Origin of the sequence: Agromyces sp. Marseille-Q5079, from assembly GCF_051016555.1 — a bacterium.
Taxonomy (GTDB): Bacteria; Actinomycetota; Actinomycetes; order Actinomycetales; family Microbacteriaceae; genus Agromyces.
The window spans coordinates 288,829-299,747 of record NZ_JBPEJF010000005.1 but is presented as its reverse complement, the minus strand read 5'-3'; the positions used below and the strand labels follow the sequence as shown (position 1 = coordinate 299,747).

The window sequence follows — 10,919 nt, the reverse complement described above, 5'->3', positions numbered from 1 at the left end:
CCGCGGCCGACGCCGCGCAACCGCCCGCCACCGATCCGCCCCCCGTCGTCCGCACGCCCAGGCGTGCACGCAACCCGCGCACCTGGGTGCGCGGCGGCGGCCTGTCGACGCTCGTGTTCCTCGCGCCGATGCTCTTCGTGTTCGGCTTCTTCAGCTGGTCGCCGATCGTGCAGTCGGTGATCATGAGCCTGCAGAAGACGAACCTGCTCGACGCCCCGACCTGGGTCGGGCTCGACAACTTCGCCAACGTGCTCGCCGACCCGCTGCTCGGCACCGCCGTGCTCAACACGCTGTACTTCGCGGCCCTCGCGCTCGTCTTCGGCTTCCCGCTGCCGATCATCATGGCCGTGCTCATGAGCGAGGTGCGCCGCGGCAAGGGCTTCTACAGCGCGCTCGCCTACCTCCCGGTCGTCGTGCCGCCCGTCGTGGCCGTGCTGCTCTGGAAGGTCTTCTTCGACGCCAGCCCCACCGGGCTCTTCAACACGATCCTCGGCTGGGTCGGCATCCCTCCGCAGCCGTGGCTGCAGTCGCCCGCGACCGCGATGCCGTCGCTCGTGCTCGAGGCGACCTGGGCCGCCGCCGGCGGATCGATCATCATCTACCTCGCGGCGCTGCTCAGCGTGCCGCCCGAGCTCTACGACGCGGCCGAGGTCGACGGCGCCTCGATCTGGCGCAAGATCTGGCACGTGACCCTGCCGCAGCTGCGCGGCATCCTCTTCATCATGCTGATCCTGCAGGTCATCGGCACCGCGCAGGTCTTCCTCGAGCCGTACCTGTTCACGAGCGGAGGTCCGAACAACGCCACCGTCACGATCCTGCTGCTCATCTACCGCAAGGCCTTCCAGAACAGCCTCGGCGGCGACTACGGCGAGGCGACGGCGCTGAGCGTGATGCTCGCGATCGTGCTCGCCCTGCTCAGCTGGCTGTACTTCAAGCTCACCGAACGTTGGAGCACCACATGACGACGACCCCGCCCCCGGTCTTCGAAGGCGTCGACGCCCCGCACGCCGCGGAGGGCATCCGCGGCGTCATCGGCCGTCGTCGCGCCGCTCGCCGTAACGACGAGCAGGGCGACCGTGGCATCGTGTCGGACTACGACCGCAAGAAGGGCGGCGTCAAGGTCGGCATGTCCGGCGTGCACCTGGTGCTGTTCGTCGGGCTCGTCGTCGCCGGCCTCGGTCCGCTGCTGTGGCTGGCCAAGTCGGCCGTGACGCCCACGCAGGACACGCTCCGCCAGCCGCTCGCGCTCTGGCCGAACGGCATCGACTGGGCGAACATCCCGCAGGCGTGGAATGACGTGCACATCGACCAGTTCTTCTGGAACACGATCGTGATCGCGGCCGGGTCGTGGGCGTTCCAGCTCATCGTGGCCACGACGGCGGGGTACGCGCTCTCGGTGCTGCGCCCGCGGTACGCGCCGATCCTGAACGGCGCCGTGCTCGCGACCCTGTTCATCCCGGCGGTCGTGCTGCTCGTGCCGCTCTACCTGACGATCGTGAACCCGCCGCTGCCCGGCGACGTGTCGCTCCTGAACAACTACCTGGCGGTGTGGCTGCCCGCCGCGGCGAACGCGTTCAACATCCTGCTCGTCAAGCGGTTCTTCGACGCCCTGCCGCGCGAGGTGTTCGAAGCTGCGCGCACCGACGGCGCGGGGCCGTTCCGCCTGTTCTGGTCGGTCGTGCTGCCGATGTCCAAGCCCATCCTCGGCGTCGTCTCGGTGTTCGCGATCATCGCCGCCTGGAAGGACTTCCTCTGGCCGATGCTCGTGCTGCCCGACCCCGCCGTGCAGCCGCTCTCGGTGCGGCTGCCGGCCGTGCAGCAGTCGATCGAGCTCGACGTCTTCCTCGCGGCGCTCGCGATCTCGACGCTCATCCCGGTCGCGCTGTTCCTCGTGTTCCAAGGCGTGTTCCTCCGCTCAGCGGGCCTCGGGGGAGCCGTCAAGGGGTAGGCGCGTGCAGGAGATCAGGCGGCATCCCTCGTGTGAGCGGGGATGGCGCCTGATCTCCTGCACTTCGGTCCGTGTCGATCGGGTGGCGGATGCCGCGTGCCCGATATCGGTGGCGGATGCCGCGTGCCCGACATCGGTGGCGGATGCCGCGTACCGGACGCCGTGACGGATGTCGCAGGGCGGGCGTAGGCTGCCCGCCGTGGAGCATCCCCAGGTCGTCGACCCGCGGCATCCGCTCGTCGAGCGCGTGCGCGAGCTGTGCCTCGAGCTGCCCGAGGCGGTCGAGGTCGAGGCGTGGGGCCGGCCCACCTTCCGAGCGGCGAAGCCGATCTTCGCCTACGTGAGCGCGCACATGGAGCGGCCGTTCTCGATCGTCGTGAAGACCGATCCCGAGGAGCATCGCGCCCTCGTGCAGGACGACCGCTTCTACGGCGTGCCGTACTTCGATCGCAACCACTGGGTCGGCACCGATCTCGATGCGCCCGGCACCGATTGGCAGTTCCTGGCCGAGCTCATCGAGACCTCGTACCGGCAGGTCGCGCTCAAGCGGCAGCTCGCGGCGCTCGACGCGATGCGTGGTGCGCCGACCGGCGAATGAGCGGCGCGCAGGGCCGGTCTCCTGAGGGGAGGCTGTGAGTGACGCACGCGCTCATCGCTCGATTGGCGCCGGCGCGATCGGTGGGATAGAGTAACGGGGTTGCCTGCGCTGGAAACAGCACAGGGACTGCGCTTCTCGAAGCGCATGCGCCCGTAGCTCAACGGATAGAGCATCTGACTACGGATCAGAAGGTTGGGGGTTCGAATCCCTCCGGGCGCACACTGGTTGAGACAGTAGGAGAACGGCTCGCGAAAGCGGGCCGTTCTTCGTTTCCCCGAACGGCGTTTCCCCGTACGGCGCTTCCCCGAACCGCCGTCTCGTGAACCGCGGTCTCCCGAACGGTGCGACGCGAAGGGCCCCGGATCCGATGGATCCGGGGCCCTTCGTCCGTGCAGACGACTCAGCGGGGCTCGACGCCCGCCGACACCGCCGCGTCGTCGCGGGCGCCGGCGGCGGCATCCGACTCGGCGGAATCCGTGCCCGCCGCGACGGCTGCGGCTTCGGCGCGACGGTCGGCGCGGAGCGTGCGAACGGCGAACGCGACGGCCGCCGCCCAGATCACGACGATGCCGAGCAGCACCGCGGTCGTGACGGTCGCCGTGGCCTCTGCGGTGATCAGGATGGTGCGGGCGTTCGTGAAGACGATCACGCCGCCGACGAGCGAGCCGAGCAGGCGCGGGGGGAGCTTGCGCACGAGCCAGGCGGCGAGCGGCGCGGCCAGGACGCCGCCGATGAGGAGGGCGAGAACCCAGCCGAGGTCGAAGCCGCCGGCCCCGAGGCCGATGAGGAAGCCGATGCTGGCCGCGACCGAGACGAGGAACTCGCTCGTGTCGATCGAGCCGATGACCTTGCGGGGCTCGATACGGCCGCTCGCGAGCAGTGCGGGAGTGCCCACCGGGCCCCAGCCGCCGCCGCCGGTGGCGTCGAGGAAGCCGCCGACGAGTCCGACGGGGGCGAGGAAGCGGAGGCGCAGCGGCTTCGCCGTGTTCACCTTGGGCAGCGAGCGGAAGGTGAAGCGGATGAGCAGGTACACGCCGAGGGCGAGGAGGATGCCAGCCATGATCGGCTTCGCGTCATCCGTCGAGAGCGAGGAGAGCACCGTGGCGCCGAGGAAGGCGCCGATCGCGCCCGGGATGCCGATGCGCAGGACGACCTTCCAGTCGACGTTGCCGAATCGCCAGTGCGAGATGCCGGAGGCGAGGGTCGTGCCGATCTCGGCGAGGTGCACCGAGGCGCTCGCCGAGGCGGGGTTCGCGCCGATCGCGAGCAGCAGCGTGGTCGACGTGACGCCGTACGCCATGCCGAGCGCGCCGTCGACGAGCTGGGCGGCGAACCCGACGAGGGCCAGGAGTACGAGGGTCTGCATCACGCCTTCTTTCCGAGGAATCCAACTGGAGTACTCGGGAATCTAGGGGCGGGCGGTCGACGCCGACAAGCGACATGTCGTCGCGTGTCGTCGCATGACGTCATGCAGGCGTTCGGCGGCCCGGGTGAGGCGGGTGCGGCCCGATCAGCCGCGGGCGTCGGGGCTCTGCCAGGCCGACGGATCGTCGGCGAGCCGGCGCACGTGGTCGGGCAGTCGGCCCGCGACGACCGCCGCGAGGCTCGTCTCCTCGAGCACCGTGCGGACGCTCGCGCGGAGGGCCACCCAGACGTCGAGCAGGCCCGTGCTGGCGCCCGTGTACTGCAGGTCGGAAGGGCGCGAATCGCGGACGAACACGAGGGGGCCGTCGACCGCGCGGACGACATCGGCGATGGAGACGGATGCCGCGTCGCGCGCCAGCCGGAAGCCGCCGTTGGCGCCGCGCCGGCTCTCGGCGATGCCGGCGCGCCGGAGGCTCGTGAGGATGCCCTCGAGGAAGCTCGCCGGGATCGCCTCCGCGGTCGCGATGGACTCGGACGACACGAGGGCGCCGTCGGGCGCGGCGGCGAGCAGGAGTGCGGCGCGCACGGCGTAGTCGGCGCGGGCGGAGATCCGCATCAGCGGCCGACGTGCGTCGGAGGCGGTGTTGCGGGCATGACCGCAATTCAAGCAGATGCGCCGGTCGGCGCCGATTCGACGGGTTTCCACCCCCGTTCGGGGGTGGAAAACGTCTCGCTGTCTGTGGATCTGCTGAACAATGCGTTTCGTTGCACAATCCGCCCTTGGTCGACGAGTTTGGCCACGGTTACGCTCGACCTACTGACCGTGATGTAACCGGACCATGAGGGCGCGGCAAATGGGTGCACGGGTCTTCGGGGGGCCCCAGGCGGCGTCGACAGGGGCGACCGTCCCTTCGGGCGCGCGCTCCCCACGTGCGCTGGATGCCGCGCTCCGCGAGCGTGCGGCGCGCCGACGTGAGGCGCGGAGGCGTCTCGCCGCGATCCGCGACGGCGTCGCCGCATCCGTCATGCGTCGGGTGCTCGTCACGCTCATCGCCCTGCTGCTCGGCGTCGCGGTGTTCCAGGTCTTCGCTCCTCGCCTCGGAACGCCGATCGACGCCGGCTGGTACGACCGTCAGGCAGGCGCGATCGTGTTCGGCGTCGTGGCGGGGGGGCTGGCGTTCGTGGCGCTCGGGATCGCGTCGGTGTCCGAGCGGGGGATCGAGGTCCTGCACCGCTTCGGGTTCCGCTCGACGCCCGGCAATCGTGCGGCGCTCGCCGCGGGGTCGTGGTTCGCCGTCGCGGCGCTCGGCGTGCACTTCTCGGCTGCGGCCTTCCTTCCCGTGCCGGGAGGGCAGTGGGGCGTCGGCCTGGTGCTCGGGGGCGGGCTCGCGATCGGCGTGTTCTGCCTGCACCGGGTCGCCGTGCACGATCACGCCTATCGCACGTTCAACCTCGCGGCGCTGCTGCTGGCGACGGCGGCGATCGCGAGCATGAGCACGACGGCGGCGGGACCGTGGTGGGACCTCAACTTCAGCACGCTCGGCACCACCGACGACGCGGCCGCGTTCTACTTCAATGCGGGTGCGGTGCTCTCCGGCCTATCGATGGCCCTGCTCGCGCGCACCCTGACCAGTGGCCTCGCGTCGCCGCGCTTCGGAGCGAGTCCCGCGCGCATGCGCGTGCTGCGGGTGTGCATCGTGGCGATCGGGGCCTGCCTCATGGGCGTCGGCCTCGTGCCGATCGACACCGCGACCGACCTGCACAACCTGTTCGCGCTCGGCGCCGCGGCGAGCTTCGCGGTGCCCGCCCTCGGCCTGCGCCTGCTCGTGCCGGCCGCGCCGAAGCGGTTGGTCGTGCTCTCGGTCGCGCTCGTCGTCGTCGAGGCGGGGGCGATGGGCCTCTACGACGGTGTGCGCCTGGTCAGCCTCACGGTCTTCGAGATCGTGGCGTTCTCGCTCATCTTCGTCTGGCTGATCGCGCTCACGGTGACCCCGCGCGAGCCGGGTGCGCTCCGCGCCGGTGCCGCGGATGCCGCGGGCCTCGCCCTCGAGGTCGTGCACGGCGCGAAGCGACGCGTGTCCGACGGCGTCGCGACCGGTCGGGCCGTCGCGGCGGATGTCGCGTCGAGGCTTCGGCGCTCGGAGCCCGACGGTGCTCGCCCCAGGGCTCCGGCGCGCTCCGGTTCGCGACGAGGCGGTCGCGGCCTCCGCCCGGTCGTGGCGGGAGGCCCGGCGGCCGGCGAGCCTCCGGATGATGACATGATCGAACCACGACGAATGGAGATGGCGTGACGCAGGTGGAGCCCGACCAGATCGAGATCGTGCGAGACGACGCCGCACGACGCTACGAGATGACGGTCGACGGCGTCCGGGCCGGCATCGCGATGTTCGTGTCGTCGCCCGGCCGCACGGTCTTCACGCACACGATCGTGCAGCCCGAGTTCGAGGGCCGGGGCCTCGGGAGCCGACTGGCGAGGTTCGTCCTCGACGACGCCGTCGCCCGCGGCGACCGAATCGTGCCGCAGTGCCCGTTCATCGCCGAGTACCTGACACGGCACCCCGAGTACGCGGACTCCGTCGACCAGCCGAATTGACACCCGTTCGGGGCGCTGTGCTGCGAGCGCTGCGGCGATAGCATTTCGAGCAACCCAGAGTCGGCCCGAACGACCGATCCGTCATGCGCATCGGGGACTGATTGCCCATCACTTCCTCTGGACGCCTCGCCGAGCTCAGTTCGGGTCGCTCGGCAGGGGGAGGCCTCATGGAGGCCGCAGTGGGGCGGGAGGTAGGGTTCCCGCCCCACTGTCCCGCGCCCACGGAACGCCGGCGATCCGAGCGCGCCTTCGGTCGCCTCGATCAGCGCTCCCGGCGAGCTCGGCGACCACGACGTAGGAAGAACACCGCGGATGCCGCGGACCCGCCGATCGCGACCGCGAGCGCGACGCCGGCGACGACGAGATAACGGATCTCGGATGCCGCGCTGTACTCGAAGGTGTCGGCCCAGTCCAAGCCGAGCCGCACGATCACCGCGCCCACGAGAACGCTGAGCAGGCTGCCCAGGATCGCGAGCAGGATCCATCGCATGCGGTCGTCGCGGTCAGCCCGTCGCCTCGTCGGCCGATGCGTCGTCGGTCACGGGCTCGCCGATGAGCGGGTCGGCGATCGCGAGGCGCATGCGGCGGCAGAGGTCGGTCAGGGTCACGAGCTCGTCGTCGTCGAGCCCCGCTCCGACGCTCCGCTCGATCGCGGCGATGTGCTGGTACGCGACCTGGCGGTAGAGCGTGAAGCCGTCGTCGGTGATCGAGACGATGGTGCCGCGTCCGTCGACGGGATCGGGGACTTTGGTGACCAGCCCGCGGCTCGAGAGCCGATCGAGCATGCGGCTGACGCTCGGCTGGCTGATGAGCACGGAGCGGTTGAGGTCCTTCAGGCGCAGACGACGCCCGGGGGCGCGGCAGATGTTGAAGAGCACGTCGTACTCGTTGAGGGAGATGAGTTCGCTCGGGAAGCTCTCGGAGAGCGTTCGGATGACCGTGACCTGCGCGCGGAACAGCGACTCCCAGGCAGCCACGGCGATCGCTCGGTCGGTCACGGGGATCCCTTCGGAACGTGTTCGTCGTCGATGGTCCGAAGTCGTGATCGCGGACCAGTTCCCAGAATAGGGAACTCGGCGCCGGAAATGGGTGAGGGCCGGTCGTAGAGGCTGACGACCGACCCTCACCCTTGCACCAAGAGTGTCCTGCAATCACATTCCGCACCGACCGCCACAGCAAACAGTCGGTGCACAACCGAATATATAACGGATCGATAACGGGCGCTAGTTATCGTTCTGTGATTTTTCCGTGAGCTTGGTTCGAGCTCGTCGGCGCGCCGGTTCGGAGGCCGTCGGCGACCCGGTGTCGAGCCCTTCGACCGTTGCGGCGGGTCGCGCGCTGCGCGAGGATCGCGGGCGGGGGTGGGGTCCATGGGTCGTCTCGTGTACACCGCGATCGCGTCGCTCGACGGGTACGTCGCCGACGCCGACGGTCGGTTCGACTGGTCTGCGCCGAGCGAGGAGGTGCACGCCGCGGTCAACGTGCAGCAGCGGTCGGTCGGCACGATGCTGCTCGGTCGCCGCATGTACGAGGTGCTCGCGGTGTGGGAGCACATGGACGTCGAGGGCGCTCCCGACGTGATCCGCGAGTACGCAGAACTCTGGCGGGCCACCGACAAGGTGGTCTACTCGTCGTCGCTCGGCCTCGTCGGCAGCGGGCGCACGCGCGTCGAGCGCACGTTCGACGCCGACGGGATCCGGCGGCTCGTCGAGGCATCCGACCTCGACGTCTCGATCGGCGGGCCGACGCTCGCGGCCTGTGCCCTGGACGTCGGGCTCGTCGACGAGGTGCGCCAGTACCTGTCGCCGGTCGTGGTCGGGGGCGGCCTCCCCGTCTTCGCGGAGGGGCTGCACCTCGACCTCGAACTCGTCGACGAGCGTCGGTTCTCCGACGGCGTGGCCTACCTGGCGCACCGGCCCCGAAGGGCGGCGGATGCCGCGACGCGGCCGGGAACGCCCTGGCCGGCCGTGCCTCAGTAGAGGTCGGGCGAGGGCGTCGACGCCTGGCGGATCGACACGTCGGCGTGACGGTCGAACCGGTAGCCGATGCCGCGGACCGTGCGGACGATGTCCTGGTAGTGGGCGAGCTTCGAGCGCAGGCGGCGCACGTGCACGTCGATGGTGCGCTCGCTCGGGATCTCGTCTTCGGCCGACCAGAGGTTCTCGATGAGCTCGTGGCGGTCGATGGTGCGGCCCTCGCGGAGCACGAGGAACTGGAGCAGCTCGAACTCCTTGTACGTGAGGCCGGCGGGCTCGCCGTCGAGCAGCACGCGCTTGCGCGAGATGTCGATGATCACGCCGTTGGGGTGGCGGTCGGTGTCGTTGCGGGCCTCGCTGGTGTCGCGCTGCTTGGCGAGCGCGGCCGGGTCCTGGAGGGCGAGGCGCACGACGTCGACGTCGCGGCCCCCGGCGCCGGCCGGAGCGAGGGCGACGGCGGCGTAGGTCTCGGCCGACGGGGCGATCTCGCCGGTCAGGGCGCGGAGCGCCTCGACGATGCGGTGGAGGGTGGTGCCGTCGATGTCGGCCTTCGACTCGTCGATGCCGACGTAGAGCACGAAGCCGCGGGCCTCGGTGCCGTCGGGTACGGCGCGGACACGGGGTGCGGCGGGCCGCTCGGCCGCCGGGGCGACCTGGGCGATGTGCGCCGTGGAGGCAGGGGCGGCGCCGAGCGGAGCGGCGCTGCGGAGGGTCGTGCCGGCGATGCGGGGCGCGTCGGCCCGGTCGGCGATGGAGGTGCGGGCGGGAGCGATGGCGAGAGACATGATGGATTCCTTGCGATGAAGACGGTGCGGCGAACACCCCTCGGCGGGGGTGGCGAAGGCCCGTGGGCCGAATTGCGAACCTGGAGAAGGTTCGGGGAGTCGCGGTCGGACTGAGATTCGTCCGGCTACGGCGACTCGGCGGGAAGGTCGCGGGTCAGCGGCACATTCGACAACACATGGGTGCACGCGCCGGCATCATCATGCCGGTCGTCCTGAGGGCCTCGGGGGCGATCAGGGTGTGTGCGGTGTCAGTCATGAGCGATAGTCAATCCGACGTCCCGGGATGTGTCAATCCGTGACGTGGGCGTGACGTGGTGTGACACCGCAGACGGTGCAGGCGTGGCTGCAGCATCCGGCAGGATCGGGGAGTGGAAGCCTCACTGGGCAAGGATCCTCGAAAAGCCCAGCTTGAAAAAAATGTTCTGCGGCGGGTCCCCGGGAATGGGCGGGTCCTGCCGAAGATCCTTCGGCACGACCCGCTGGAGGGTCGGAGTCTAGACCGTCCCGTAGAGGCGGTCGCCCGCGTCGCCGAGACCCGGGACGATGTAGCCCTGCTCGTTGAGGCGCTCGTCGAGCGCGCCGAGCACGATGGTGACGTCCTGGCCGTGCAGCTGCTCCTCGACGAAAGCGAGTCCCTCGGGAGCGGCGAGGATGCAGATCGCCGTGACATCCGTCGCCCCGCGCTGCAGCAGGAACTCGATGGCCGCCGCGAGCGAGCCGCCGGTGGCCAGCATCGGGTCGAGCACGAAGCACTGGCGGTCGGACAGGTCGTCGGGGAGCCGCTCGGCGTAGGTCGTGGGCTGCAGCGTCTCCTCGTTGCGGGCCATGCCGAGGAAGCCGACCTCGGCGCTCGGCAGCAGCTTGACCATGCCCTCGAGCATGCCGAGGCCCGCGCGCAGGATCGGCACGATGAGCGGCTTCGGATCTGCGATGCGCACGCCCGTCGTGGGCGCCACCGGCGTGAGGATGTCGACGGGCTCGACGCGGACGCCCCGCGTGCCCTCGTAGGCGAGGAGCGTCATCAGCTCTTCGACGAGCGCCCGGAAGACGGGCGACGGCGTGTCGACGTCGCGGAGCACCGTCAGCTTGTGGGTGATGAGCGGGTGGTCTGCCACGTGGACTCGCATAGGCTCGAGTCTAGTTTGCAGGCGTCTCGTGGAGGGAGTGCGGTGGTGGATGCGTCCGTGCCCGAGTCCCACCGGGAGTGGATGCGGCTCGCGCTCGCCGAGGCGGCGCAGGCGCCCGTGACGGGCGACGTCCCGGTCGGCGCCATCGTCGTGGATGCCGGTGGCGTGGTCATCGCCGCCCGCCGCAACGAACGGGAGCTCACCGGCGACCCCACCGCCCACGCCGAGGTGCTCGCGCTCCGCGACGCCGCGGCAGCGCACGGCGAGTGGCGCCTCGAGGGCTGCACCCTGATCGTCACCCTCGAGCCGTGCGTGATGTGCGCCGGCGCGATCCTCGCGGCGCGCGTGCCGACGGTCGTCTTCGGGGCCTGGGACGACAAGGCCGGTGCATCCGGATCGCTCTACGACGTGCTGCGCGATCGGCGCCTCAACCACCGGGTCGAGGTGTACGCGGGCGTCGAGGCGGATGCCGCGGCGAAGCTGCTGCTCGACTTCTTCGGCGACGCGGCGCACCGCCCCGCCTGACG

Annotated in this window: 13 protein-coding genes and 1 tRNA gene; 8 read left to right on the top strand and 6 right to left on the bottom strand. The window is 70.6% G+C overall.

All coding sequences use genetic code 11. The annotated features are described in order from the left end of the window. From ACR3IO_RS13960 to ACR3IO_RS13945, 4 genes are all read left to right on the top strand, one after another. On the top strand, nt 1-962 hold a 962-nt coding region (locus tag ACR3IO_RS13960; RefSeq protein ID WP_434071813.1), incomplete at its 5' end, for a carbohydrate ABC transporter permease. After that, complete coding sequence (locus ACR3IO_RS13955; protein ID WP_434071812.1) at nt 959-1,948, top strand: carbohydrate ABC transporter permease; 990 nt, start codon at nt 959-961, stop codon at nt 1,946-1,948. The genes ACR3IO_RS13960 and ACR3IO_RS13955, both read left to right, overlap by 4 nt. A gap of 199 nt (nt 1,949-2,147) precedes the next feature. Continuing rightward, complete coding sequence (locus ACR3IO_RS13950) at nt 2,148-2,546, top strand: MmcQ/YjbR family DNA-binding protein (RefSeq protein ID WP_434071811.1); 399 nt, start codon at nt 2,148-2,150, stop codon at nt 2,544-2,546. A 146-nt stretch (nt 2,547-2,692) separates the two neighbouring features. Beyond that, nucleotides 2,693-2,765, top strand: a tRNA-Arg gene (locus tag ACR3IO_RS13945). Nucleotides 2,766-2,946: 181 nt separating this feature from the next. Here the strand turns inward: ACR3IO_RS13945 and ACR3IO_RS13940 are convergent. Together ACR3IO_RS13940 and ACR3IO_RS13935 are read right to left on the bottom strand one after the other, a co-directional pair. Further along, the gene (locus tag ACR3IO_RS13940; protein ID WP_434071810.1) at nt 2,947-3,912 is read right to left on the bottom strand and encodes a sulfite exporter TauE/SafE family protein; all 966 of its coding nucleotides are present in this window, start codon (nt 3,910-3,912) and stop codon (nt 2,947-2,949) included. A 144-nt stretch (nt 3,913-4,056) separates the two neighbouring features. Then, nucleotides 4,057-4,527 carry an RrF2 family transcriptional regulator gene (locus ACR3IO_RS13935; RefSeq protein ID WP_434071809.1) on the bottom strand — a complete coding sequence of 157 codons (471 nt, stop codon included), beginning with the start codon at nt 4,525-4,527 and terminating at the stop codon, nt 4,057-4,059. Between the two features lie 238 nt (nt 4,528-4,765). Here ACR3IO_RS13935 and ACR3IO_RS13930 point away from each other — a divergent pair, with 238 nt between their 5' ends. Then, nucleotides 4,766-6,202, top strand: a complete 1,437-nt coding sequence (locus ACR3IO_RS13930) for a DUF998 domain-containing protein (RefSeq protein WP_434071808.1) — start codon at nt 4,766-4,768, stop codon at nt 6,200-6,202. Continuing rightward, nucleotides 6,199-6,504: a GNAT family N-acetyltransferase gene (locus ACR3IO_RS13925; RefSeq protein WP_434071807.1), complete on the top strand. Its 306-nt coding sequence runs from the start codon at nt 6,199-6,201 to the stop codon at nt 6,502-6,504. The genes ACR3IO_RS13930 and ACR3IO_RS13925 overlap by 4 nt, the downstream gene beginning before the upstream one ends. A gap of 262 nt (nt 6,505-6,766) precedes the next feature. Here ACR3IO_RS13925 and ACR3IO_RS13920 read toward each other — a convergent pair whose 3' ends face one another. Next, a complete protein-coding gene (locus tag ACR3IO_RS13920; RefSeq protein WP_434071806.1) occupies nt 6,767-6,994 on the bottom strand; it encodes a hypothetical protein in 228 nt (75 codons plus the stop codon). Nucleotides 6,995-7,007: 13 nt separating this feature from the next. Beyond that, nucleotides 7,008-7,502, bottom strand: a complete 495-nt coding sequence (locus tag ACR3IO_RS13915; RefSeq protein WP_434071805.1) for a MarR family winged helix-turn-helix transcriptional regulator — start codon at nt 7,500-7,502, stop codon at nt 7,008-7,010. 372 nt (nt 7,503-7,874) lie between these two features. On the opposite strand from ACR3IO_RS13915, the gene ACR3IO_RS13910 reads away from it, so the two are divergent. Then, on the top strand, nt 7,875-8,483 hold the full coding sequence (locus ACR3IO_RS13910) for a dihydrofolate reductase family protein (protein ID WP_434071804.1): 609 nt from the start codon (nt 7,875-7,877) through the stop codon (nt 8,481-8,483). Here the strand turns inward: ACR3IO_RS13910 and ACR3IO_RS13905 are convergent. Both ACR3IO_RS13905 and upp read right to left on the bottom strand, forming a co-directional pair. Continuing rightward, nucleotides 8,477-9,265 (bottom strand): winged helix-turn-helix domain-containing protein, encoded by a 789-nt coding sequence (locus ACR3IO_RS13905; protein WP_434071803.1) that lies wholly within the window; start codon nt 9,263-9,265, stop codon nt 8,477-8,479. The two genes, ACR3IO_RS13910 and ACR3IO_RS13905, sit on opposite strands and share 7 nt — an antisense overlap. Before the next feature lie 494 nt (nt 9,266-9,759). After that, nucleotides 9,760-10,392 carry a uracil phosphoribosyltransferase gene (gene upp / locus ACR3IO_RS13900; RefSeq protein ID WP_434071802.1) on the bottom strand — a complete coding sequence of 211 codons (633 nt, stop codon included), beginning with the start codon at nt 10,390-10,392 and terminating at the stop codon, nt 9,760-9,762. Between the two features lie 45 nt (nt 10,393-10,437). Between upp and ACR3IO_RS13895 the strand changes: the two genes are divergently transcribed. Continuing rightward, nucleotides 10,438-10,917, top strand: coding sequence for a nucleoside deaminase (locus ACR3IO_RS13895; protein ID WP_434071821.1), 480 nt, complete (start codon nt 10,438-10,440; stop codon nt 10,915-10,917). Nucleotides 10,918-10,919: the final 2 nt, after the last annotated feature.